We start from the raw sequence: 24,944 nt of genomic DNA on the forward strand, positions 1-24,944 counted from the left end.
GTCCCAGAGGGCATCTCTATGCACAATACCTTGAATATCATTGTCGAACGCTATCCCATCGCCGGAAAATTCACAATCTCCAGAGGTTCCAAGACGGAAGCCGTTGTCGTTGTGTGTGTGATTGGCAACGGTCTCAATCAAGGGCGCGGCGAATGCGTTCCTTATGCGCGTTATGGCGAAAGCATTGAGAGCGTGAGTGCCCAGATTGAAGCCGCCCGTACAGCTATCGAAAGTGGCGCCACACGACAGGATATCCAGACTTTGATGCCAGCCGGCGCTGCCCGCAATGCGGTCGATTGTGCCTTATGGGATCTCGAGGCAAAGGCATCAGGCAGAAGCGTCGCCGATATGCTCGGTACGCCAACCCGACCACTTGAAACCGCAATCACCGTTTCGCTCGGCACACCCGCCGAAATGGCAGAGTCGGCAGCGAAGGTCGCTCACTATCCTCTCATCAAGGTCAAAATGGGTGGTGAAAACGATATCGAGAAGATACAAGCGGTCACGACTGCGGCTCCGAACAGTCACATCATTATCGATGCGAACGAAGGTTGGACGGCCGACAATATTGCCGAGAACATGCGTGCAGCAGCCGACGCAGGCGTCGTTCTTATCGAACAGCCCTTACCAGCGGATAACGATCATATTCTCAGTGAAATTGAACGGCCTGTCATTATCTGTGCCGATGAAAGCGTTCATACGTCGGTCGGACTTGAGGAGCTGGCCAAGCGCTACGACGCGGTGAACATCAAGCTCGACAAAGCAGGTGGACTGACTGAAGGTCTCATCATGCGAGACAAGGCAATCAACTACGGTCTTCAGATCATGGTCGGCTGTATGGTCGGCACATCGCTCGGCATGGCGCCAGCTGTTCTGCTCGCCCAGAAAGCCAATGTGGTTGACCTTGATGGCCCGCTACTCCTCGCCCATGATCGTGACCCAGGCTTGCGCTATGATGGGGCTCTGGTTTACCCGCCGGAAGCCGCCGTTTGGGGCTGACTTGCACGTTGATAACTCTCGCTCGCGGTTCCGCTTATCGGAGCGAGAGCATCTTCGAAAATGTCCGCACAAGCGTCCCAGGTGAACTGCCTGAGCACCTGTGCGGGCTCAAACGGCTCCATTTGCAGGGCTGACAGACACGCCTTCCCAAGATCTTCGGAGAGAACGCCTGCCCCGGTTGCCCCCACGACATCCCGTGATCCGGGAACGGGATAGGCCGCCACCGGCAAGCCGGAGGCAATCGCTTCCAGCAAGACGAGACCAAACGTATCTGTCCGGCTTGGGAAGACAAACACGTCGGCTGCGGCATAGGTGTTTGCCAGCGTTTCACCTTCCTGCTTCCCGACAAACACAACCTCCGGGAAACGCGCACGCAGATCGTTGAGGGAAGGACCATCCCCGACGATCAACTTTGTGCCGGGAAGATCAAGCTCCAGAAACGCTGGCAGGTTCTTTTCCGTGGCGACGCGTCCCACACAAATGAACACCGGACGTGGCAAGTCCTTGACCACTTCCCGCCGAGGATAAAACAGATTGCGATCGACACCGCGCGTCCAGAGGTCCAGCCGCGTAAAACCTCGCCCCTTCAGATCATCCACAATAGATTGGGTCGGTACCAGCGTATGCTGGGCCGCATTATGGAAACGTCGCAGGAAAGCATAGGTCCATTGTGGCGGGACAGGAAAGCGTTCCGCAAGATATTCGGGAAACCGCGTGTGAAAGCTTGTCGTGAAGGACCAGCCCATTTTCAGGCAGGCGCGCCGTGCCATAAACCCGAGTGGACCCTCGGTTGCAATGTGCACATAGTCCGGTCGCATGACCTTCAGACGTCGTCTAAGCGCACCTGGCGTCGTCAAGGCGAGCCGGATTTCCGGATAGGTCGGACAGGGGACCGACCGATAATCCAGCGGAGATATGACGGTGACGTCGTATCCGCGCTCAATCATCAGATCACGACATTTGGTCAGCGTGCGCACGACGCCGTTGACTTGAGGATGCCAGGCGTCGGTAACGATGACGATTTTCTTCATCGGCGGAAGGTCGCCAGTTCGCGGACGGGAAGTGGGAGCTGGATCACCCTATCCTCGCCATGCTCTTCACTGTCGGAATTGACAATACCTGTCGTCGGGCGGCGATCACGGCGTTCCGTCCATTCGATGAGCTCCATACGGCCATCGAAATGTTCAATCACGGCCGTGCAGCTTTCCACCCAATCGCCCGTATTGATGTATTCCACGCCATTCATGCTCTCGATCGTGGCGTGATGAATATGGCCGCAGATCACACCATCAACCCCGATACGCTGCGCTTCTTCCGAAACCACGCTCTCGAACTGACCAATGAAATTGACCGCCTTTTTGACGCGAAACTTCGCCCAGGCTGAAAATGACCAGTAGCGCAGACCGAAAAGCGAGCGAACCCGGCTCATAACCGTATTTATCCAGATCGCTGTGTCATATGCCCAATCGCCCAGATAGGCGATAAAGCGGGCATTGCGTACAACCACATCGAACTGATCACCATGGATTACCAGAAACTTGCGACCGTCTGCCGTCTCATGGATCGCGCGGTTCATCACTTCGATGCCGCCAAAATGCGTTCCCTGAAAATTGCGCAGGAACTCATCGTGATTACCGGCAATGTAGATGATGTTGGCGCCCTTCCGGCTCTTGCGAAGCAGCTTCTGGACTACGTCATTATGCTCTTGCGGCCAATGCCAATTGCGCCGCAGGCGCCACCCATCGACAATATCGCCGACAAGATAGATCGTCTCGGCTTCATGATAGCGAAGAAAATCCAGAAGCAGTTCCGCCTGTGCGGCCTTGGAACCGAGATGCACATCCGAGATAAAGAGGGTTCGGAGTTTTCTGGGCTGCGGAGCGTCGGTGCTCATGTGGTTGTCCCCTTCAATGGCAACCTGATCTGAGCGCAGAAAACCCGATTCATGTCACAGAGATATGACGGTCGGCTTTGAGGCGCGGAAGGTAGCGTCCGCGCCTCTTGTTGTGTCCACTTTAGGCGACAAGTCCCACAGTTGGGCCGACATATCGCGATTGCGGACGAATGAGCTTGTTTGCCGCAACCTGTTCACGGCAATGCGCTATCCAGCCCATGGTTCGCCCCATAGCGAAAACGCAAGTGAAAGCCTCACGCGGGAACCCCAGTTGTTCCAACAACAAAGCAGTATAGAACTCGACATTGGTTTCGAGGGAACGGTCCGGCTTGTGGCGCTTTAGAACTGCGATAGCGGCTTTTTCAACGGCCTCGGCCAACTCAACGCGGTGTTTTCCACGCCCTTGTTCTAGGGCTTCGATGTGCTTCAATGCACCTTTCAAGGCATCGGCACGAGGATCGCGTACACGATAGACCCTGTGACCGAACCCCATCAGCCTGTCTCCATCGGCAACAGCAGATTCAAGCCAACGTTCAGCGTTGTCGGGTCTACCGATTGCATCCAGCATATCGAGGACCGGTCCGGGTGCACCACCATGCAGCGGTCCTTTCAATGCGCTGATTGCGGCAAGCAGCGATGAGGTCAATCCGGCTCGTGTTGATGCCACGACACGCGCAGCAAAAGTCGATGCGTTCAATCCATGGTCGGAAACCGTCATAAGATAGGTGTTCAGCCCCGCAACTTCTGCTTCATCCGGCATTCCCGCATTCATCATACGAAGGATGTCAGCGCTATGGGGAAGCGTCGGATCAGGATGTATGGGACGGCGCCCCTTCTGGCCCCTCAGAATGGCCGTCGTAAAGACTGCCGGTGCCGCCATCAGGTGTAAGGCTGCGGTCAGATCATCGTCATCAGGGATGCGTGCCATCAATGCGCGAAGCGCTTCGATGGGAGACATTTCCATCAATGTATCGTCAAGCGCATCCGTATGATGAAATACCTGTACGCGCGCTTCACCGAGCGCTTTTTGAAGCTCTTCCCCTTTGGGAAGGTCATTGAAAAAGCCGCCCCACAGAAGTTCTATTCCATCTTCGACGCTGCTATGCGGGACCAGATCGTCCAGCGACCGACCGCGAATAACCAGCCTGCCTGCAAGCCCATCGACGTCAGACAATACGGTTTCAGCAGCAATCACATCTTCAAGTCCGCTATTCATAATTATTCTCCTTGTTTGCCTTTCGACATTGAATCCAAGTATAGTTGACGTCAATCTTGACGAAATAGATCAATGTAGGGGGCAATAATGGACTGGCTAACTGCGGAGGAAGCCCTCGCTGTTCTCCAGACAAAGCCGCAGACTCTTTACGCAAATGTGAGTCGCGGGCGCATCCGTTCCAAGCCATTGCCGGATGATCCAAGACGCAGCCTCTATCGGTCGGAGGATGTCCATCGTCTGGCTGGCAAGCGTCCCGGTCGCAAGAGAGATAGCGTGGTTGCCGCCGACACCATTCGTTGGGGCCTGCCGATCATGCGCTCGGGCATTTCGACCATCCTGGATGGCCGCTTGCTCTATCGAGGCTGCGACGCTGCTGAGCTGTCCGAAACAGCGACGCTGGAGGAAGTGGCTGCACTGCTGTGGCAGATGGATTTCGACGGTATCATCAGCAGTGACAACGAATCGACCTTGAACATTCGTCAGACCGAGACTGCGCCTCTGGAACGGCTGTTTACTGTTCTTGGTGTTCGCGCCGCGAATGATCTACCCAGTTCGGGGCGTTCAACATCGATTCTGCAGCAAGAGGCTTTTGGTCTGCTGCAACTGTTTCACAATACCGTTCTGGGCGTTTCCGCATCGAATATGCCGATGCATGAACGCATTGCTCAGGCTTGGCAAAAGCCGCAGGCAAGTGATGTGATCCGGCGCATTCTTGTGCTTCTGGCCGACCACGAACTCAATGCATCGGCATTCGCTACACGCGTTGCGGCGTCGACAGGTACACCGCTTTCCGCTGCGGTTCTCGCCGGATTATCAACATTGATTGGCCCGCGGCATGGACGAGCGGCCACAGCGGCGGCGGCTATTATTACGCAAACCCGGCAAATAGGAGCGGAAGCAGCGATCAAGGGCCAGCTCAGGCAAGGAACACAGTTTCACTTTTTCGGCCACCCGCTTTACCGCGAAACAGGTGATATTCGCGCCATCGCACTATTGGAACATCTGGAATTGCCTGCCTCCTATAGCGATCTGGAACAAAGTGCCGCGAACATTCTCGGAGAAAAGCCAAACGTCGATTTCGCCCTCGCCGCCGTTACAGAAATCTATGATCTACCGCCCGACGCACCGCTATTTCTGTTTGCGCTCGCACGCATTGTGGGATGGCTCGCCCATGCACTGGAACAGGCTGATAGCGGATCGCTTATACGCCCGAGGGCAGAATTCATGCCGCCGCTTGAATAGCACTTCACCAAATATTGTTCGCAATGAACGCATATTCTGCCGGTAAAAGGTGGACATATGCGCCCGTGAACCAGAATCCGGTTGATCGGACTGCTCGCTTGGTGGCATGTCTCTAAAACTTGAACAAGATGTGAGGATCGAGCCGTGGACTTGGGCCTGAAGGGTCGAAAAGCAATTGTGTGTGCTTCCAGCAAGGGACTCGGACGGGCATGCGCGGAGGCGCTCGCCGAAGCCGGTTGCGATCTGGTTCTCAATGGACGCAACGAAGAAACTCTCGCCACAACCGCGGAAGCAATTCGCAAAACATTTGGCGTGAAAGTCGATGCTGTCGTTGCCGACGTGTCCACCGCTGAAGGGCAAGCCAAACTGCTTGCCGCCTGCCCTGCACCCGACATTCTCGTGAATAATAACGGCGGTCCAGCCTTCAAGGATTTCCGCCTGCTCGACCGCGACGCGATCCTGCAGGGTGTGACACAGAATATGGTCACCCCCATAGAATTGATCAAAGCTGTTATCGACGGAATGGTCGAGCGCCGTTTCGGCCGTATCGTCAATATCACATCGACGTCGGTTTACGCCCCCATTCCCGGGCTTGATCTCTCATCTGGCGCCCGCGCCGGTCTGACTGCATTTCTGGCTGGCGTCGCCCGCACGGTTGCAGCCTCCAATGTGACGATCAACAACATCCTTCCCGGGGCCTTTGACACGGATCGCCTTCGCAATGGCTTTGCATTCTCAGCCCAGAAGAACGGCACGACAGCGGATGCGGAAGCTGCAAAGCGAGCATCAGCAATTCCCGCCGGAAGAATCGGGCAGCCAAAGGAATTTGGTCAGGCCTGTGCCTTCCTATGTTCGGAACATTCCGGGTTCATTACCGGGCAGAATCTCGTTATCGATGGCGGCGCCTATCAGAGTGCGTTTTAACAGCATCAAATAATAGATCTGCAAAATTGGAAAAACTCATTCTCGAAAACGGGCCTACTGAGATTTGAGCCGATAGACTAAGAACAATGACGGCCCAGAGTGCGGAAGTCGTGTACGGAAACTGTATGCGGATACCGCACCCTCCACGTGCAAACGAGCTTTTGCCCTGCACGAAAGATTTTGGAAAGCGATGCGACCATGACCAAGAAAACACCTTCCACTTCCCGTTCGGATTTCGATGAAGCAGCTCTGTTCTTCCACCGTTATCCGAAGCCCGGAAAGCTGGAAATTCAGGCGACAAAGCCACTTGGCAACCAACGAGATCTGGCGTTAGCTTATTCTCCCGGCGTAGCCGCTCCCTGCCTCGCAATCCACGAAGACCCGGCAACTGCCGCCGAATACACCGCTCGCGGCAATCTCGTTGCCGTCGTGTCAAACGGCACTGCGGTTCTCGGCCTTGGTAACATTGGTGCGCTTGCTTCCAAACCGGTCATGGAAGGTAAAGCTGTCCTTTTCAAAAAATTCGCCGACATCGACGTGTTCGACATTGAAATCGACGCGCACGAAATCGGTCGCATCGTTGATGTTGTTGCCGCTTTGGAGCCGACTTTCGGCGGCATCAACCTTGAAGACATCAAGGCACCGGAGTGCTTCGAAGTTGAAGAACAGCTTCGCGCGAAAATGAACATTCCGGTTTTCCACGACGACCAGCACGGCACAGCGATCATCGTTGCTTCGGCGGTGTTGAACGGTTTGGAACTTGCCGGCAAGAAAATCGGGGACGCCAAGATCGTTACATCGGGCGCTGGCGCTGCTGCCCTTGCCTGCCTCAATCTTCTCGTCAATCTCGGCGCGAAACGCGAAAACATCTGGGTCTGTGATCTCGAAGGCGTTGTCTACGAAGGCCGTAACACACTGATGGATCGTTGGAAGGAAGTTTACGCCCAGAAGACTGACGCGCGCGTTCTGGCCGATGTCATCGGTGGTGCTGACGTCTTCCTCGGCCTGTCGGCTGCTGGCGTGCTGAAGCCTGAACTTCTGAAACAGATGGCCGAAAAGCCACTCATCATGGCCCTTGCCAATCCGAAGCCGGAAATCATGCCGGAAGAGGCTCGTGCGGCCCGCGCCGACGCCATGATCTGCACCGGACGTTCGGATTATCCGAACCAGGTCAACAACGTTCTCTGCTTCCCCTATATCTTCCGCGGCGCACTCGATGTCGGTGCGACTGCAATTAACGAAGAAATGAAGTTGGCGGCTGTTCGCGCAATTGCCGCTCTTGCCCGCGAAGAGCCTTCGGATGTCGCAGCACGCGCTTATTCCGGCGACACACCCACTTTCGGACCAGACTACATCATTCCATCGCCATTCGATCAGCGCCTGATTCTGCGTATCGCCCCGGCAGTGGCCAAAGCGGCCATGGAAACAGGCGTGGCGACACGCCCGATCGAAGACATGGAAGCCTATCTCGATCGTCTGAACCGCTTCGTCTTCCGCTCCGGCCTCATCATGAAGCCGGTTTTTGCTGCCGCCCGCGCCCAGGAAAAACCAAAGCGCGTCATTTATGCAGATGGTGAAGATGAACGCGTGCTCCGCGCTGCTCAGGTAGTCATTGAAGAGCGTATCGCAGCTCCGATTCTCGTCGGACGCCCGCAGGTTATCGAAACACGCTTGCGCCGCTACGGCCTCAAGATTCGTCCGGGAACGGACTTCGAACTCATCAATCCGGAAGACGATCCGCGCTATCGCGACTATGTAGACCTTTATCTGTCCTACACCGGCAGGCAGGGCGTCACACCGGAAGCTGCACGCACCATCGTCCGCACGAACTCGACCGCAATTGCCGCTCTCGCGGTTATGCGCGACGAAGCAGACGCCATGATCTGCGGTCTTGAAGGTCGCTTCGAACGCCACCTCCGTGTCGTACGGCAGATTATCGGCAAGGTTCCCGGTATCCGAGACTATTCCGCCTTGAGCCTGCTCATCTCGCAGCGTGGCGCCCTCTTCCTCACAGACACTTATGTCAACGTCGAACCGGGCGCGAACGAGATCGCCGAAATGGCAATTCTTGCCGCAAAGGAAATCAGCCGCTTCGGTATTGAGCCAAAGGCTGCCCTCGTATCCCATTCGAATTTCGGGTCGAAAGAATCAGCCAGCGCCGAAAAGATGCGTGAAGCAGCGGCAATTCTTGCCGAGAAGGCGCCTGAGCTAGAATCCGATGGCGAAATGCACGGCGACTCTGCTCTCTCTCAGGCTCTGCGCGACCGTGTGTTCCCGAATTCGCGCCTGAAGGGCGAAGCCAATCTTCTTGTCTTCCCCAACCTTGACGCTGCAAACATCACGCTGAACGTAGTCAAGATGGTTACAGATGCGCTGCACGTGGGTCCAATCCTGCTCGGCGCGGCACGTCCGGCACATATTCTGACGCCATCCGTCACCTCGCGTGGCGTCGTCAATATGACAGCACTGGCAGTTGTTGAAGCCTTGCAAAAATCAGGAGAGACTCTTCGCAAGAAGAAGTAATTTAACAACAACTAAGTTAGATAATTATAACATAAGTTTAAATAACGGCGAGTATATTTAAATATACTCGTCGTTAGTATTTAATTTACTATATTTTTTAAACATGATATCGCCAGCATCGTTATCGAGGTTATCATGTCTTTTATTTCAATTAATTCTAATAGATCGCTGACTTACTCAGTAGTTTTGATATTTTCGGGAATATTGGCTGGCTGTACAACTATACGCCCTCCAGAATTATGCACGCCTGCCGAACAGATACAGCTTAAGAAGCAACTCCGCGTCACCCAGTCACTCCTTGATCGCAAGGAAGCAGAGCTTTCTCAGATGAGAAAGACCTCGGCTCAAAATCGTTGCGTCGGGAGCCTGTTTACACCTGCTGTCAAATCCGCACAGTGCACGAAATTGCTGACCAGAACAGATCATCTGGCAACCGAAACACAGACTTTGCGCGAACGCGTCAATGAGCTGAATATGGCGCTTGCCGGACGTCCGTCTGCGTCCAAACATGTCAAATCGTGCAAGGCCTCCTGGGTGGTGTCCCCTAAGAAACCTCAGTCGAAAACTGTCCACGTACCACAGCGGAAGTCCAGGGGCATCGCCAAGCCGAGCGCCGAGATGGCCAACTCAATTGCATTGCCTGCCTATGAAACTCCCACTCCTGTCGAAACAGAGAAAGTGGATTACACGTCATCTGCAACGGTACAGACCTCGAATACCACACCAGCCTATGTTGCACCTGTCGCAATGACACCGCCTGTGGAACGTCCCTATACGGCAAACGCAAAAGTCAGGGTCGTCGGGTCAGGGTTCTTTCCGGACCAATCAACACCAGCAAGTCAGCCAACTCCGGCCCATGCGCCTGCCCCGTAAGCGCCAGTCGCAAGGGCATGAAAAGGTTCTTGCCCTTGCGCCCAGTTGCAGCCTTCACTGCTTCGGTCCAGACTTTCCATGTCTGATGATCCCAGGGAGCCGGTGGCAAAAGGGCAAAAGCCTCTTCCAGGAAAACACGATCCTCTTCTGACAGGTCCGGAGTTTCTCGCAGATCACCGTCAACGATGGACCACCAATGTACCGCATCCTTGAAGCGGTCGAGATTTCCTCGCACCGCCTGCCAAAACGGCTCAGCCTTCTCGCCGCAAATGCCCATGGCAGCCAGACGTGGCTGGGCTTCTGAAAACGGCATCTCGTGCAACAGGGCACGATTGAGCGTGTCCAGTTCCGCAGGATCAAACTTTGCCGATGACTTCGATATGGATGCCAGATCGAAACGTTCGGCGAGACTTTCCATATTGGGTGCCGCCGAAACACTTTCCGAGGTGCCAATCAAAATCGCCAACGAGGCCACTGCCATCGGCTCGAACCCGGCGTCGCGCAGCGATCCGACAGACAGTGCGCCGGTTCGCTTTGAAAGCCCCTCGCCCGAAATTGTCGTCAGTAGATTGTGGTGCCCAAAAACCGGAGCCTTGGCCCCCAGTGCCTCGAAAATAGCAATCTGCACACCGGTGTTGGTTACGTGGTCGTCACCGCGAATGATGTGCGTGACACCGAGATCAATATCATCCACCACCGACGGCAAGGTATAAAGATAAGTGCCGTCTTCACGCACCAGCACAGGATCGGACATAGAGGCCAGATCGACAGTCTGCGGGCCCCGAACAAGGTCATCCCAATGAACCTCCGTGCGCTGCGTATCAAACGGATCAGCTTCGAAATTCGGCAGCAGGAAACGCCAGTGCGGCTTGCGCCCTTCAGCTTCAAACGCAGCTTTCTCATCGTCAGTGAGTTTTAAACCTTCGCGGCCATATACCGGCGGCAGACGACGTGCGAGGCGCAGTTTGCGGCGACGCTCCAATTCATCAGCCGTTTCATAGCAAGCATAAAGCAAACCAGCCTGTTTGAGCTTCTCTACCGCCTTGCCATAAACATCAAAACGCTTCGACTGATATTCGACGCGATCAGGTTTGACACCGAGCCAGTCAAGATCGACTGCGATTGCCTGTGCGTATTCTTCTTTGGAGCGTTCAACATCGGTGTCGTCATAGCGCAGAATGAACTTGCCGCCATTCTTCTGTGCGAAAAGCCAGTTTGAAAGCGCTGTGCGCGTATTACCAATATGGATATAGCCCGTCGGCGACGGAGCAAAACGAACGGTTACTGTCATCTTATTGTCTTTCAGCGGTCGCGGAAGCGGTTCGTTATAGGGTATCGGCGATCGCGTCCGAAATTCTTCTTGGTAATTTTAACACCGGGCGCCGATTGTCGGCGCTTGTATTCAGCCAGATAGAGCAAATGTTCGATCCGTTGAACGGTTTCGAGCGGATGCCCGCGTTTAGCAATCTCGGTGTTGCTCATTTCGTTTTCGACAAGGCATTCAAGAATATCGTCGAGAACCGGATAAGGTGGCAGACTATCCTGATCCGTCTGGTTTTCACGCAGTTCAGCAGACGGCGCCTTGGAGATGATGTTGTGCGGGATCACGTCACCCGATGGTCCGAGTGCGCCGTTCGGAACATGACTGTTGCGCCATTCCGACATCGCATAGACCTGCATCTTGTAGACGTCTTTGATCGGATTGAACCCGCCATTCATGTCGCCATAAAGCGTCGCATAGCCTACCGACATTTCAGACTTGTTGCCGGTGGTGACAACCATCGAACCGAACTTGTTTGAAACAGCCATCAGAATGGTGCCGCGTGCGCGGCTTTGCAGGTTTTCTTCGGTAACGCCGCTCTCGGTGCCTTCGAACAGCGGATGTAGCGCTTCAAGAAAGCCTTCAACTGGCGCAGAGATCGGAACAATATCGTACCGAACACCGAGCGCTTTTGCACAATCGGCCGCGTCTTTCAGAGATTCATCGGATGTATAGCGGTAAGGCAGCATGATGCAGCGCACGCGATCCTTACCCAACGCATCGACGCCGAGAGCCGCGCAGATTGCCGAATCGATACCGCCCGAAAGCCCGAGCACCACATCCTTGAAACCGTTCTTGTTCACATAATCCCGCAAGCCCAGCATGCAGGCGGAATAATCAGCTTCAAGCCCTTCAGGAAGATTAGCCTTTTCGCCTTCGTCACAGCGCCAGCCGTCATTCTCTCTGCGCCAAACGGTCAGCGTGATCTGCTCCTCAAACTGAGGCATTTGCAGACAGAGCGACCGGTCAGTGTTGAATGCAAACGATCCACCATCGAAAACCAGTTCATCCTGTCCGCCAACCTGATTGGCATAGACCATCGGTAACTCGGTTTCGATCACCTGCTTCAGGACAACCTGATGGCGCCGGTCCATCTTCGCACGATGATAAGGCGAACCATTCGGTACGAGCAAAATCTCTGCGCCGCTCTCAGCCAGCGTTTCCGCCACACCGAGTTCGCCCCAAATATCTTCACAGATTGGAATCCCGATGCGAACACCACGGAAATTGACTGGCCCAGGCATTGGGCCTGCCTGAAATACGCGCTTCTCGTCAAACTCGCCATAGTTGGGCAGATCGACCTTGAACCGTTCGGCAATGATCTCGCCGCCATCCAGAACTGCGATAGAATTGTGCAGACCGCTTTCACGGCTAAGCGGCGTGCCGATAATGACGCCTGGTCCGCCGTCGGCAGTGTCGCTCGCCAGCGCACGAACAGCCTTTTCACACGCAGCAAGAAAAGATGGTTTCAGAACCAGATCTTCCGGCGGATAGCCGGAGATGAACAATTCTGTAAACAAAATGAGATTGGCCTTCATCCTGGCCGCCTCAACGCGTGCCGCGCGTGCCTTGGTCAGATTTCCGGCGATATCGCCCATGATGGGATTAAGCTGCGCAACGGCAATACGGAGCATGGCAAGATTCTCATGAGAGGCTAACATGCCCAAGCTTTAGCGCGCTTAGGCAAGCAAATGCAACGGATGCAATCAACAGACTACTCTGTTTGTCAGGCCAAATAGGTATTGGCGAGGATATAGCCCCAGATCGCGACGACGAACACAATAGAAATCAGAACAGCAAGAGAACCGCAGTCCTTTGCAATCTGAATTTCCTTGTGAAAATCCCGCGAGACGGCATCACACGTTGCCTCGATACCAGTGTTCAACACTTCCACGAGGATGAGAAACAAGATCGAGCCAGTCATGAAGAGGAAAGCGAGCCATGTCGGCGCAAGGAAAAAAGCCACCGGCAGAGACAGAAGAAACAGCACAAGCTCCTGTTGGACGGCCTTTTCATGTCCTGCGAGGTACTTCAGTGCTCGCATGGAATTAAGAAAGGCCAGGAAAATGCGCTGCATCATTACCCTCAATCAAATTGGTTACAGCTTGGCCCGAAAATCAGAGCCAATTTTCTGAAAGCATAAAGCGTCCTTTATGCATCCATTCAGACACATGCCGCTCCAAGGCAATCAATAGGTGAGTTTCCCCGAAATGCAACAGGGCGGAGATCGAAACCTCCGCCCTGCAAGCTCTAGAATGTTGGAAACCGGTCAGGCACTCGCAACCTGTTTGTCCGCACCGGCATCGCGCTCCTTCTTGAGGAGTTCGGCCAGCAAAAACGCGAGTTCCAGTGCCTGATCGGCGTTGAGACGTGGATCGCAATGCGTGTGGTAACGATCGTGCAGATCTTCTGCCGAGATCGCACGCGCGCCGCCCGTGCATTCCGTCACATTCTTGCCGGTCATTTCGACATGGATACCACCCGGATGCGATCCTTCAGCGCGATGGATCGCGAAGAAGGACTCCACTTCCTTGAGGATACGGTCGAACGGACGCGTCTTGTAGCCACCGGCAGTGATCGTATTGCCGTGCATAGGATCGCATGACCATACAACCTTGCGACCTTCCTTCTCGACAGCACGGATAAGCTGCGGCAGATGATCACCAACCTTGTCGTAGCCAAAGCGCGCAATCAACGTCAGGCGCCCTGCTTCGTTTTCCGGATTCAGAAGATCGATAAGGCGGATGAGATCATCCGGCTGCAGCGACGGCCCACACTTGAGACCGAGCGGATTCTTGATTCCACGGCAGTATTCGATATGCGCATGGTCAGCCTGACGTGTGCGATCACCGATCCAGATCATGTGGCCGGACGTGCCGTACCAGTCGCCGGACGTCGAGTCCACACGAGTCAGCGCTTCTTCAAAGCCAAGAAGCAGCGCTTCATGGCTGGTGTAGAAATCGGTTTCACGCAGCGAATGATTGCTGTCAGCCGTGATCCCGATTGCACGCATGAAGTTCATGGTCTCGGAAATACGCTGCGCCAAAGCTGCATAGCGCTCTGCCTGCGGGCTCTTGCCGACAAAGCCGAGCATCCACTGGTGAACGTTCTCCAGATTAGCGTAACCGCCCTGGGCGAATGCCCGCAGCAGGTTAAGCGTAGCCGCCGACTGGCGATATGCCATGTCCTGACGCTGCGGATCGGGAATGCGCGATGCCGCGTCGAACTCGATACCGTTGATGATGTCACCACGGTAGGACGGCAGTTCCACACCATTCAGCGTTTCCATGTCCGATGAACGTGGTTTGGCAAACTGACCGGCGATACGACCGACCTTCACGACGGGCTTCGACGCACCGAATGTGAGTACAACGGCCATCTGAAGAAAGACGCGGAAAAAGTCGCGGATGTTATCCGCGCCATGTTCAGCAAAACTTTCAGCACAATCGCCGCCCTGGAGCAGAAATGCCTTGCCTTCCGCCACTTCAGCCAGTTGCTGCTTGAGCTTGCGTGCTTCACCTGCAAAAACCAGCGGCGGATAGGTGCGAAGACGAGCCTCAACGTCGTTCAGAGCCTGTGCGTCCGGATAAAACGGCACTTGCTTGATCGGTTTGTTTCTCCAGGAATGCGGGGTCCAGTTCTTCGTCATTTGAGCACCTGTTTGCTTCTATCCGCTCGATTTCTCTCGGATTATATCCTCCTTACACGAATGCTGGAATCCTTTAACGGACAGCTCGCATCTGACAAAGATGACAGTCTGCCCCGGAAAACCGGCCTGCGTGGTCGCGCTGATATAATGCAGGCCGAGACTTTATGCCAGCAATAATCGTTAACCGGAGAAACCGGTCGCGAAAGAGTTAGCCGCCGACTTTCTCACCATTCACGACGCGATAGGTCGGCTTGTACATGGTGACCAGTTCTTCGGCCGCAGTCGGATGAACCGCCATCGTGCGATCGAAGTCATCCTTGGTCGCACCAGCCTTGAGGGAAATACCCAGAAGCTGAGCCATTTCACCGGCATCTGGCCCCATGATATGCGCCCCGACCACCCTGCGGCTCGCGGCATCAACGATGAGCTTCATCAGCATTTTTTCATTGCGGCCGGAAAGCGTGTTCTTCATCGGGCGGAACAGCGCTCGGTAAACCTCAAGTTCCGGATACTTCTTCGCAGCCTCATCTTCCGGCAAACCGACCGTGCCAATTTCTGGCTGAGAGAACACCGCCGTCGCAATCAATTCATGGTCGGGCTTCGTCGGATTGTCCTTGAACGCCGTTTCGAGAAAGCACATGGCTTCGTGAATTGCCACCGGCGTCAGCTGGACGCGGTTCGTAACATCACCGACGGCCCAGATGTTCGCGACATTGGTACGCGAATAATCATCGACCGGAATTGCGCCAAGCTCATCCATCTTGACGCCAGCTCTCTCTAGCCCAAGACCCGTCGTGTTGGCCTTGCGCCCGATCGCCATCATTGCCTGACCGACTTCCAATGTATCGCCATTGTTCAACGCGATTTTCAGATTACCGTCGGACTGCTTCTCGATTTTCTCGAAAACCGCTTCGCAAATGATACGGATACCTTTTGCTTCCATGGTTTCATGCAAAAGATGGCGCAAGTCCGGGTCGAAACGGGAGAGGATTTCCTTGCCTCGATACACGAGTGTCGTTTCGACGCCAAGGCCGTGGAATATGTTCGCGAACTCAACAGCGATATATCCGCCACCCGCAATGGCAATCGCTTTCGGCAGCTCAGCGAGATGAAACGCTTCGTTGGAGCTGATGCAATATTCATGTCCAGGCATAGATTCGGGCATGCTCGGATGACCGCCGGTCGCAATCAATATCTGGTCTGCAGTAACGCGACGACCGTCTGCCTTCAGCTCGACAGTATGTTCATCGATCAATTCGGCGCGGCTGGCAAAAATTTCGACATCGGAATTCTGGAGGCCCTTGGTGTAGAGCCCTTCAAGCCGGGCAATTTCTTTGTCCTTGGCATCGATCAGCTTTTTCCAGTCAAACGTCGATGTGCCGACATCCCAACCATAGCCAGCTGCATCCTCGAAATGCTCAGGAAACTGCGAAGCATAGACGAAGAGTTTCTTCGGTACGCAGCCACGAATAACGCAGGTTCCGCCCATGCGATATTCTTCTGCAAGACCGACCTTTTTGCCCATGGCCCCAGCGAGACGCGCTGCCCGAACACCGCCAGAACCGCCGCCGATAACAAAAAGATCATAGTCGAAGCCGGTCATGGGATTCTCCAATAAACATTAGGTTGGCTGTTATGTAAGCAAAAGAAAAAGCCCGGCCAAGGGACCGGGCTTTCAAATTCCTCGTTACCGCAAAAATTACTGCTGCGCAGGCTGTGCCGGAGCTGCAGCAGCGCCAGCCTGTGCCGCCAGAACCTCAGCTACGCCGGTCGCCAGATCACGAGCGATGCCATTCTGCCAGATATTTGCTGCCTTCACGACTTCACGCGTCACAATCGGGCCTTCGGACAGAAGCTTCTTGCCTGCAGGCGATGTATAGAATGCTGCTATGGCTTTGAGCTCGTCTTCGGAAAACGCTTTTGCATAGGCGCGAGCGGATTCGGTTTCGAGATCAGCACGGCGGGAAGCAAGAGCGAGAGCCTTGTCATCGACAGTCTTCGTGATCAGGGCTTCCAGATTCGGATCTTTCTGGATCAGTTCACCCTTGAGGGAGCGCGCTGCGTTCGGCAGAATTTCGTCGAACTGCTCAGTAGCACTAATCGCAGAAATAGCAGCACGGGCAGCTTCCAGATGAGCTTCAGTGATTTCCTGTGCCGAAGCTGCATGAATGCCCGACATCAGTACGAGCGCGGAAAACGGTGCAATCAGACGGCGAAAGCCAGTTGCCGGGATCATAAGGTCAGTACTCCGTTCAATCAGTTCAAGACCGGTTCATGGTGCGGATGCCGTCGTTGCCGGCAACCACTGCCGCACGCGCCAGTCCGATGAAAAGTCCGTGCTCGACAACGCCTGGAATTGCGAAGAGAGCGTCAGATAGTGTCTTTGGATCGGGAATGCGGCCAAAAGATGCATCCACGATATAATGCCCACCATCTGTTACGAAGGATGAGCCATCTTTTAAACGCAGTGCCAGTGGGCCTGCAAGACCACACTTCGCAGCTGCCTCTTCAATCGCGTGCATGGTAGCACCGAGACCGAAGCGATTGACTTCTATAGGCAGTGGAAAACGCCCAAGCGCCTCAACTACCTTTGAGCTGTCGGCAATAACGATCATTGCGTCAGATGCCGCAGCCACGATCTTTTCACGAAGAAGCGCTCCACCGCCGCCCTTGATGAGCGAAAGGTTGGTATCGACTTCATCGGCACCATCCACGGTAAGATCGAGATGAGGCGTTTCATCGAGCGTCGTAAGCGGAACCCCGAGTTCCTCGCAAAGTTTTGCGGTGCGTTCGGAAGTAGGCACTCCAATGATCTTGAAGCCGTTGCTTACCTTGTCGGCAAGCAGGCGCACGAATTCCTCGGCTGTCGAACCAGTACCAATCCCCAGACGCATTCCGTCCTTGACGTGCGTGAGCGCTTCTGCGGCGGCTGCGATTTTCAGCTTGCGAGCTTCGTCCATACTTGAATTCCCGATATTCCCCTGCGGATTCTCATTGTGGTCCGGTTCGCCTCTAGCATGCGGACGCGGCACAACAAAGCGCCTATTCGAACTATGACGCAGAATTTCGGTTTTTAGAGCGCATCCCGATCGCGAGGTTGAGCCGAAGTCGACAATCAGATAGGACTTCCTTATTCCCCATTTCACACACGAGAAGCTAATGTCTGCTGCCAACCCCAAGCCCATCATCGTTTTCGATCTCGACGGAACCCTTGTCGACACAGCACCAGACCTTCTCGACAGTCTCAATCACTGCCTCGCTATATCGGGCCTGAAAACAGCAGATCGTGAATCGTTACGCAGATTCGTAGGACAAGGCGGGCGCGTCATGATCGAGCGTGCTTTCGCTGCGCAGAAGAAACAGGCTGACGAAGCACTGCTCGACAACCTCGTGGAAGAGTTCCGCGAACATTATGCGGATCACATGCCGGGACATTCAACCTTTTTCCCAGGCGTTGTGGAAGCAATGGACCGCTTCTCGGCAAGTGGCTACGAGTTGGCAGTTTGCACGAACAAATTTGAGGCCTTGTCGGTAAAACTCCTGACTTCCATGGGTGAAGCCGAACGATTTGCTGCAATCTGCGGAGCCGATACATTTGCTTATCGCAAGCCTGATCCGCGCCATCTCACCGAGACCATCGTACGGGCTGGTGGCAATCGTGAACGGGCAATCATGGTCGGGGATAGCCGAACCGACATCGACACCGCAAAAGCTGCAGGCATCCCCGTTGTTGCCGTCGACTTTGGGTATACCGATCTTCCCGTGCAGCATTACGATCCAAGCCGTGTGATTTCGCATTTTGACGAGTTCACCCTCGAAATGGCCGAACAGCTCATCGATGCGGTCACCGATCCCGTATAAAGGGAGAATGGTAAATGATTACGCAGCGTTTTCTTATATTTGGCTTTGTTTTCTTAGCCACGGTATCAACAGCGTCTGCGAACGACGGATCGCCGGGACTGCCCGGCGTTCAGGCTCAAAAACCCATTGTGACCGCCCCGCCGCCTGCTCCCGAACCGGAACAGGCACCAAGCGGTAACTGGAAAAATTTTCGTGTTGGCAATACTGACGTTTCGGTCTCTGGAAGCATCACGATTGATGTCGGCACCAAGAACAGCCGGACGTCCGGTCGTTAATTGCGAGAGGATCGCACCAATGCCGACAGGACAGCAGGTATCTGAGCAGGCAAATCTTCCGCAATAAGTCCATGGCCAAAGCGTCGCGCGGCGTCCGCATGCATCCACACGGAAGCACAGGCCGCTGCAAATGTGGGCATCCTTTGAGCAAGCAGGCCGCACACGATTCCTGTCAAGACATCGCCTGATCCCGCTGTGGCGAGCAGCGGGGTTCCATTGGCGTTGACCACTGCCAGACCACCCGGGTCCGCGATCACGGTATCGGGACCTTTATATATAAGGACTGCGTTAGCACGCCTTGCAGCCTCGCGAGCCTTTTCGATCTTTGATGTCGAACTCTTTGCTATATCAGGAAAAAGCCGCCGGAACTCTCCCTCATGTGGTGTAAGCACAAGAGCAGTCTTTATGCCCTGTCGCTTATCGAAAAGCTCAGCTGGATTCTGCTCAAAGGCCGTAATCCCGTCGGCATCAAGAACCAAACCATGAACCCCCTCAGCCTCGCCGCTTGCGAGAAACAGGGCGTGCTCACGCGCGAACGCGGGATTTCCATAGCCCGGACCGAGTACCGCTGCTGCGACCTTGCGTTCGGCAAAAAACTGTCGAACATCCCTCAAACCACGGGTTTCACGGATCATGATACTGGTCAAATGCGTGGCATTGACCGTCATAGCATCGGGTGGAGAAAGAAGTGTTACCGCACCAGCTCCACTACGGGCCGCGGCGAGGGCTGATAAGCGTGCGGCACCTGTCGAATGAGCGCCACCGGAAAACACGGCTGCATGGCCGCGACTATACTTATGGGCCTCAACGCCAGATACTGGCAGGGCGCTTGCCCAAAGGTCTGGAGCATTCTCGAATGCATGCGGTTCGATCGCCGCGAGTATGTGATCGGGAATGCCGATATCGGCCGCATGAAGTACACCGCAATGCGCCCTTCCCGGTTGTAGCAAATGGCCGGGTTTCTTGCGAAAGAACGTAACTGTTGCTCGTGCACGGATCGCCGTTCCGAGGATATGGCCGCTTTCACCGGATATGCCGCTAGGTAAATCAACCGCCACAACCGGCACATCAGAAGTGTTCACAGCATCAATCGCAACGCCTTCAGCTCCGTGAACATCGCGGGCGAGGCCTGCGCCAAATAATGCATCGATTACGCCACCGAAACTCGCGACCGAAAATTCACCTAAGTTCGAGACAGGCCCCTTGTAGAACAACGACGCACGCATGGCATCGGAGCCTTTCCTCGGGGGAGCGGATGCGAAGCACACAACTTCCAAACCCGTTTCCAGGAGAAACTGCGCCGCGATGTAGCCGTCGCCACCATTGTTGCCAGGCCCGCACAGAACAGCAACTGGAGCATTGCGAGGAAACATCCGCTGTGCAACCTCTGCGACGGCCCGGCCTGCAGCAAGCATCAGTGAGAAACCATCCTTGATACCAGCCTCGATCGTCTGGCGATCCGCTTCTGCCATTTCCTGCGGGGTCAGCAACTCGTACATCGCGTACCTTCTCAATACGGGGTCTCATTGTGATTAAATACGCGGCACCGGACTTTATGCAAGCTTGCCCTCTTTTGATGCACAATGACTAATTTTTAGACAGATAAACCAGAATGATAGTGCCTATTTCATACCCGTCAGCAGAGTCCCGCTTGCACAAGCGTCATGAATAGTGCCACTCTGCCTGCGGATGAACGAAATCGAAGAAATTTTTTATACAGACTTCAAACTGGCACACTTCATGCTTCTCTATTGGTGAAACGGGCACAATGTCCATTTCCGTAGAAGAGCGGAGACCATTCTCTGATGAAAAAGATCGAAGCCATCATTAAGCCCTTCAAGCTGGATGAAGTGAAGGAAGCCCTTCAGGAAGTCGGCTTACAGGGGATCACTGTCATCGAAGCCAAGGGCTTCGGACGACAGAAAGGTCATACCGAGCTTTACCGCGGCGCCGAATATGTCGTCGACTTTCTTCCCAAGGTGAAAGTTGAAGTCATCGTCGCAGACGAAACCGTGGACAGCGCCATCGAAGCCATCCGCAAGGCTGCCCAGACGGGACGCATCGGCGACGGCAAGATTTTCGTCTCCAACATCGAAGAAGTTATCCGTATCCGTACCGGTGAATCCGGCGTGGACGCAATCTGATAATACCTGCGTACAATCCATCGTCGTGCAAACAGGGAATTAAAATGACGACTGCCAACGATATTCTCAAACAAATCAAAGACAACGACATCAAGTTCGTCGACCTTCGCTTCACCGACCCGAAGGGCAAACTGCAGCACGTTACGATGGATATCGGCCTCGTCGACGAAGAAATGTTTGTCGACGGCGTGATGTTCGACGGCTCTTCCATCGCCGGTTGGAAAGCCATCAATGAATCCGACATGGTTCTGATGCCGGATCCGACGACGGCCCATATCGACCCGTTCTTCGCTCAATCCACGCTGGTCATCCTTTGTGACATTCTTGACCCGATCTCGGGTGAAGCCTATGGCCGCGATCCGCGCACGACCGCAAAGAAGGCGGAAGCCTACATGAAGTCGCTCGGTATCGGCGACACGGTCTATGTCGGTCCGGAAGCTGAATTCTTCGTCTTTGATGACGTGAAGTACAAGGCTGACCCGTACAATACCGGTTTCAAGCTCGACTCGACCGAACTGCCGTCGAACGACGATACTGAATATGAAACAGGCAATCTCGGCCACCGTCCGCGCGTCAAGGGCGGCTATTTCCCGGTACCGCCGATCGACAGCGCGCAGGACATGCGCTCGGAAATGCTGACCGTCCTCACCGAAATGGGTGTCACGGTTGAAAAGCATCACCATGAGGTTGCTTCCGCACAGCACGAACTCGGCGTGAAATTCGATACGCTGGTCCGCAACGCCGACAAGATGCAGATCTACAAGTATGTCGTGCATCAGGTTGCCAATGCCTATGGCAAGACCGCAACCTTCATGCCGAAGCCGATCTTCGGTGACAACGGTTCGGGCATGCACGTCCATTTCTCGATCTGGAAAGAAGGCAAGCCAACCTTCGCTGGTAACGAATATGCCGGCCTGTCGGAAAACTGCCTTTACTTCATCGGTGGCGTCATCAAGCACGCCAAGGCCGTGAATGCCTTCACCAACCCGTCGACCAACTCTTACAAGCGTCTGGTTCCGGGTTACGAAGCCCCGGTTCTGCTTGCCTACTCGGCTCGCAACCGTTCGGCTTCGTGCCGTATTCCATTCGGCAATTCGCCGAAGTCCAAGCGTCTGGAAGTTCGTTTCCCTGATCCGGCGGCAAACCCGTATCTGTGCTTTGCTGCCCTGCTCATGGCTGGTCTTGACGGCATCAAGAACAAGATTCATCCCGGTCAGGCCATGGACAAGGATCTTTACGATCTGCCTGCCAAGGAACTGAAGAAGATTCCGACCGTCTGCGGTTCGCTGCGTGAAGCACTGCAGTCGCTCGATAAGGATCGTGAATTCCTCAAGGCTGGCGGCGTGTTCGATGACGATCAGATCGACAGCTTCATCGAACTCAAGATGGCCGAAGTGATGCGTTATGAAACGACGCCGCATCCGGTCGAGTACGACATGTACTACTCGGTTTAAGAAAGCTGCGCGGGCGTTAATGCGTTCGCGCCATTTCTTTTGCTCTTACCGAGGGGAACGACGCGCAAGACTTGATGATTGCGCGCGCAAAAGAAACCCCGGCATTGCCGGGGTTTCTTTATTAGATCAATGCGATAAGTCTGATATTTAAAGTGCTTTGAGCACGCGCGCCGCCATCATCATTTCAATTTCGCGGTTTTCTCGCCGCTCTATGGCTTCCGCGTCCGAACCCCAATGCTCGATAGTCCAGTCCTCATCAATATGAGCCAGATTCCAGCCTTGCTCTGCTGTTATTTCACCCTTTGCGATAGCAAGTGCAATAATCGCTGACCCGGTCAGCGTCGTCATTGTATGCAGTGATGCCAGCGCGATTGGGTCTTTGAAACCAGCCAGATGAACACCGAATGCCGCGATGGCTTCCCGAGGCTGTTCAACGTGCATCACACCTTCGGCAAGTGAAAAACGTGCGCCAAGGCCTTCCATCCAATCGATCAGCGGATCCCATTGCTCGGTCTGCCGGGAAACGAGTTCCTGCGGACTATCGGCGCGATAGCAAAGCATATCCGTGCCCGCGAAACGCAAAATGTCCTCAAAAACTGCCTGTGGATCCTGCGCAATCCCGTCAATCGCTGTGTTGACGAGACGGGTCGCAGGCATTTTCCCCGGGTCGATAACCTTTTCCTGAGCGGTGAATTCATCCGCTACAATCTGGGCCGCCGCCTTGGTCGGCAACAGCAGCAGATTGCGAGCCGGCGTCTTGACAGGGCGACCATCCAGATGGACGGCAAAGCCGCCTTCAACTTCCGCCACTTCTGCCTTTTCGTAGAAGCGTTTAGGCAGTTGCGCCAGCATCTGCTTTTGTGCCCGCACGATCGGGTTTTCGTCCGAAAGCTGCTTTCCTGCCTCAAGATCACTCAAAATATCACGCATAGATTTGTCCAGTTCAGTGTCGCTGACTTGGTGGAAGGCTCAACAACTAGAGAACCTGTTCGTCCATACCTTGCAGCAATGCATGGAGTTCAGATGGCGTGTCCAGAATGTGATGGGCGCCAGATTCAATCAGTCCCTGTCGGTTATGATACCCCCAGGAGACGCCCACCGCCATAGCCGCCGCCGCGCGTGCCATCTGCATATCATAAACAGCATCGCCGATAACAATTGTCTGGCTGGGTTCCATCCCCATTTCCGCACAGGATTCAAGCACCATGGCCGGGTGTGGTTTCGACGGGCAATCGTCAGCAGTACGCGTCACCACGAAATGATGCCCGATGCCATGACGTTCGAAAACAGAGCGGACGCCGCGCTGGGATTTTCCGGTCACTATGCCAAGCAGAAGATCGTCCCTCGCCCCGAGCTCCGTCAGAAGCGGCATAATTCCATCGTAGAGCGGCTCCGTGAAATCGGGCGCCTGTCGCAACATCACAAAGTTTTCCTTGTAGCGTTGCGTCAACCAATGCACCTGCTCATCCGGCTCGCGATCCAGAATCTTAGCAATAGCCAGATGCAGCGACAGGCCGATGATCGAATGCGTTTCCTCGATTCCGGGAGGTTCCAGACCGGCATCTGCGAAGCTCGTAGCCATGCATCTGTGAATGAAGTCACCGCTGTCGACCAGCGTACCGTCGCAATCGAAAAGGACCAGTTTCATCGGGCGTTGGTGACCTTTGCCGGCTTGTTGATAATCATCAGTCCGCAACCAATCAGCGCAAGAGCCGCGAATATTTTCCAGCTCAGAAGCTCATTCAGGATCAGACCGCTCAATAACACGCCGAAAGCGGGCGTGAGAAAGGCGAAATTAGAAAGTTTCGATGCCGGATAACGGCGCACCATCCAGAACCAGAGCGGATAGGTGAAAGCCACCACGAATATCGCCTGAAAGAGAAACGCCGATATGGACAAGACATCCGGGCTACGAAGCAATGGGCCGCTCAACGCGATGAATGGCAGCGGCACCAGTGTCGCGACCACCAGCTGATAAAGAAGCGTCTTTTCTGGAGCCGTATAGGCAAGCCGGGTTCGCTTGATAACCAGTGTGGTAAGCCCCCACAGCACACCTGACACCAGGGCCAGCATATCACCATAGATCGCATGCGGCCCCGGTCGGCTGACATGATCGGAGAAGACGAGAAACACACCCAGAAAGGCGATACACATGCCAACGAAGGCCCGGACAGACATCCGCTCGCCGAGAAGGAAATGACTGCCAATAGCGACCCAGAACGGCATAACGTTCATCATGAGCGTGACGCGCCCCACGCTCGTCAGCTCCATCGCCAGAAAAATCAGGACAAATTCGCTTCCGAACAACAGCCCGGCTGCAATTCCGGCCCAGAGCGTGCCATCACGCTTGAAAAGCGGAATACGGCGCCAGTAACACCAGAGAAAAACGCACAGGCCACCGAGCGCAGCACGCCCCGCTGCCATCAGCATGGGATTGAACCCTCGATTGCCGATCTTGATGGCAACCTGATTGAGCCCCCAGCTGAACATGATGAACATGACCAGCATGATGGCCAGTCCATCGAACGAAACTCGTCCCTCGGACGATCCCCCCGCTTCGCCTGACATT

The 24,944-nt window shown here is 54.7% G+C and carries 22 protein-coding genes; 8 read left to right on the forward strand and 14 right to left on the reverse strand.

Going from position 1 to position 24,944, the window contains the following annotated elements; genetic code table 11:
* The first annotated feature begins 18 nt into the window (after nucleotides 1-18).
* Complete coding sequence (dgcA, locus tag CES86_RS04150; protein WP_029924757.1) at nucleotides 19-999, forward strand: N-acetyl-D-Glu racemase DgcA; 981 nt, start codon at nucleotides 19-21, stop codon at nucleotides 997-999.
* On the opposite strand, the gene CES86_RS04155 is transcribed toward dgcA, so the two are convergent.
* From CES86_RS04155 to CES86_RS04165, 3 genes are all read right to left on the reverse strand, one after another.
* Nucleotides 969-2,030 (reverse strand): glycosyltransferase family 4 protein, encoded by a 1,062-nt coding sequence (locus CES86_RS04155; RefSeq protein ID WP_029924755.1) that lies wholly within the window; start codon nucleotides 2,028-2,030, stop codon nucleotides 969-971. The genes dgcA and CES86_RS04155 overlap by 31 nt on opposite strands.
* Nucleotides 2,027-2,893 (reverse strand): UDP-2,3-diacylglucosamine diphosphatase, encoded by an 867-nt coding sequence (locus CES86_RS04160; RefSeq protein ID WP_012092008.1) that lies wholly within the window; start codon nucleotides 2,891-2,893, stop codon nucleotides 2,027-2,029. Before CES86_RS04160 ends, CES86_RS04155 begins: the two co-directional genes overlap by 4 nt.
* 121 nt (nucleotides 2,894-3,014) lie before the next feature.
* A complete protein-coding gene (locus CES86_RS04165; RefSeq protein WP_010660049.1) occupies nucleotides 3,015-4,109 on the reverse strand; it encodes a citrate synthase/methylcitrate synthase in 1,095 nt (364 codons plus the stop codon).
* 87 nt (nucleotides 4,110-4,196) lie between these two features.
* Between CES86_RS04165 and CES86_RS04170 the strand changes: the two genes are divergently transcribed.
* The 3 genes from CES86_RS04170 to CES86_RS04180 all read left to right on the forward strand — a co-directional run bounded on the left by CES86_RS04170 (nucleotide 4,197) and on the right by CES86_RS04180 (nucleotide 8,798).
* Nucleotides 4,197-5,351, forward strand: a complete 1,155-nt coding sequence (locus tag CES86_RS04170; protein WP_029924751.1) for a citrate synthase — start codon at nucleotides 4,197-4,199, stop codon at nucleotides 5,349-5,351.
* Between the two features lie 144 nt (nucleotides 5,352-5,495).
* Nucleotides 5,496-6,275 (forward strand): SDR family oxidoreductase, encoded by a 780-nt coding sequence (locus CES86_RS04175; protein ID WP_010660047.1) that lies wholly within the window; start codon nucleotides 5,496-5,498, stop codon nucleotides 6,273-6,275.
* Nucleotides 6,276-6,473: 198 nt separating this feature from the next.
* A complete protein-coding gene (locus CES86_RS04180) occupies nucleotides 6,474-8,798 on the forward strand; it encodes an NADP-dependent malic enzyme (protein WP_029924749.1) in 2,325 nt (774 codons plus the stop codon).
* A 790-nt stretch (nucleotides 8,799-9,588) separates the two neighbouring features.
* On the opposite strand, the gene gltX is transcribed toward CES86_RS04180, so the two are convergent.
* The 7 genes from gltX to rpiA all read right to left on the reverse strand — a co-directional run bounded on the left by gltX (nucleotide 9,589) and on the right by rpiA (nucleotide 17,601).
* On the reverse strand, nucleotides 9,589-10,962 hold the full coding sequence (gene gltX / locus CES86_RS04190; protein ID WP_094513770.1) for a glutamate--tRNA ligase: 1,374 nt from the start codon (nucleotides 10,960-10,962) through the stop codon (nucleotides 9,589-9,591).
* An 11-nt stretch (nucleotides 10,963-10,973) separates the two neighbouring features.
* On the reverse strand, nucleotides 10,974-12,653 hold the full coding sequence (locus tag CES86_RS04195) for an NAD+ synthase (protein WP_094513771.1): 1,680 nt from the start codon (nucleotides 12,651-12,653) through the stop codon (nucleotides 10,974-10,976).
* Between the two features lie 65 nt (nucleotides 12,654-12,718).
* Nucleotides 12,719-13,069 (reverse strand): diacylglycerol kinase, encoded by a 351-nt coding sequence (locus tag CES86_RS04200; protein ID WP_010660042.1) that lies wholly within the window; start codon nucleotides 13,067-13,069, stop codon nucleotides 12,719-12,721.
* Nucleotides 13,070-13,261: 192 nt separating this feature from the next.
* Nucleotides 13,262-14,641 (reverse strand): class II 3-deoxy-7-phosphoheptulonate synthase, encoded by a 1,380-nt coding sequence (locus tag CES86_RS04205; RefSeq protein ID WP_010660041.1) that lies wholly within the window; start codon nucleotides 14,639-14,641, stop codon nucleotides 13,262-13,264.
* 208 nt (nucleotides 14,642-14,849) lie between these two features.
* On the reverse strand, nucleotides 14,850-16,244 hold the full coding sequence (gene gor / locus CES86_RS04210) for a glutathione-disulfide reductase (RefSeq protein WP_029924742.1): 1,395 nt from the start codon (nucleotides 16,242-16,244) through the stop codon (nucleotides 14,850-14,852).
* A 96-nt stretch (nucleotides 16,245-16,340) separates the two neighbouring features.
* Nucleotides 16,341-16,877: a DUF2059 domain-containing protein gene (locus CES86_RS04215; protein ID WP_010660039.1), complete on the reverse strand. Its 537-nt coding sequence runs from the start codon at nucleotides 16,875-16,877 to the stop codon at nucleotides 16,341-16,343.
* Between the two features lie 25 nt (nucleotides 16,878-16,902).
* Nucleotides 16,903-17,601: a ribose-5-phosphate isomerase RpiA gene (gene rpiA, locus CES86_RS04220; protein ID WP_094513773.1), complete on the reverse strand. Its 699-nt coding sequence runs from the start codon at nucleotides 17,599-17,601 to the stop codon at nucleotides 16,903-16,905.
* Between the two features lie 199 nt (nucleotides 17,602-17,800).
* Between rpiA and CES86_RS04225 the strand changes: the two genes are divergently transcribed.
* Together CES86_RS04225 and CES86_RS04230 are read left to right on the forward strand one after the other, a co-directional pair.
* Entirely contained in the window at nucleotides 17,801-18,502 is a 702-nt protein-coding gene (locus CES86_RS04225) for an HAD family hydrolase (protein WP_010660037.1), read from the forward strand.
* 14 nt (nucleotides 18,503-18,516) lie between these two features.
* The gene (locus CES86_RS04230; RefSeq protein ID WP_010660036.1) at nucleotides 18,517-18,777 is read left to right on the forward strand and encodes a hypothetical protein; all 261 of its coding nucleotides are present in this window, start codon (nucleotides 18,517-18,519) and stop codon (nucleotides 18,775-18,777) included.
* On the opposite strand, the gene CES86_RS04235 is transcribed toward CES86_RS04230, so the two are convergent.
* Complete coding sequence (locus CES86_RS04235) at nucleotides 18,774-20,276, reverse strand: NAD(P)H-hydrate dehydratase (protein ID WP_094513774.1); 1,503 nt, start codon at nucleotides 20,274-20,276, stop codon at nucleotides 18,774-18,776. The genes CES86_RS04230 and CES86_RS04235 overlap by 4 nt on opposite strands.
* A 306-nt stretch (nucleotides 20,277-20,582) precedes the next feature.
* Here CES86_RS04235 and CES86_RS04240 point away from each other — a divergent pair, with 306 nt between their 5' ends.
* Together CES86_RS04240 and glnA are read left to right on the forward strand one after the other, a co-directional pair.
* The gene (locus CES86_RS04240) at nucleotides 20,583-20,921 is read left to right on the forward strand and encodes a P-II family nitrogen regulator (RefSeq protein WP_002964122.1); all 339 of its coding nucleotides are present in this window, start codon (nucleotides 20,583-20,585) and stop codon (nucleotides 20,919-20,921) included.
* 44 nt (nucleotides 20,922-20,965) lie between these two features.
* Nucleotides 20,966-22,375, forward strand: coding sequence for a type I glutamate--ammonia ligase (gene glnA / locus CES86_RS04245; protein ID WP_010660034.1), 1,410 nt, complete (start codon nucleotides 20,966-20,968; stop codon nucleotides 22,373-22,375).
* A 147-nt stretch (nucleotides 22,376-22,522) separates the two neighbouring features.
* Here glnA and CES86_RS04250 read toward each other — a convergent pair whose 3' ends face one another.
* Genes CES86_RS04250 through CES86_RS04260 form a run of 3 tightly spaced genes read right to left on the reverse strand, consistent with a single transcriptional unit; the run spans nucleotide 22,523 to nucleotide 24,943 of the window.
* Nucleotides 22,523-23,305, reverse strand: a complete 783-nt coding sequence (locus CES86_RS04250) for an ATP12 family chaperone protein (RefSeq protein ID WP_010660033.1) — start codon at nucleotides 23,303-23,305, stop codon at nucleotides 22,523-22,525.
* 46 nt (nucleotides 23,306-23,351) lie between these two features.
* Nucleotides 23,352-24,023, reverse strand: a complete 672-nt coding sequence (locus tag CES86_RS04255; RefSeq protein WP_029924738.1) for an HAD-IA family hydrolase — start codon at nucleotides 24,021-24,023, stop codon at nucleotides 23,352-23,354.
* Nucleotides 24,020-24,943, reverse strand: a complete 924-nt coding sequence (locus CES86_RS04260) for a DMT family transporter (protein WP_029924736.1) — start codon at nucleotides 24,941-24,943, stop codon at nucleotides 24,020-24,022. Before CES86_RS04260 ends, CES86_RS04255 begins: the two co-directional genes overlap by 4 nt.
* Nucleotide 24,944: the final 1 nt, after the last annotated feature.

It is taken from the genome of Brucella lupini, from assembly GCF_002252535.1.
Classification (GTDB): Bacteria; Pseudomonadota; Alphaproteobacteria; order Rhizobiales; family Rhizobiaceae; genus Brucella; species Brucella anthropi.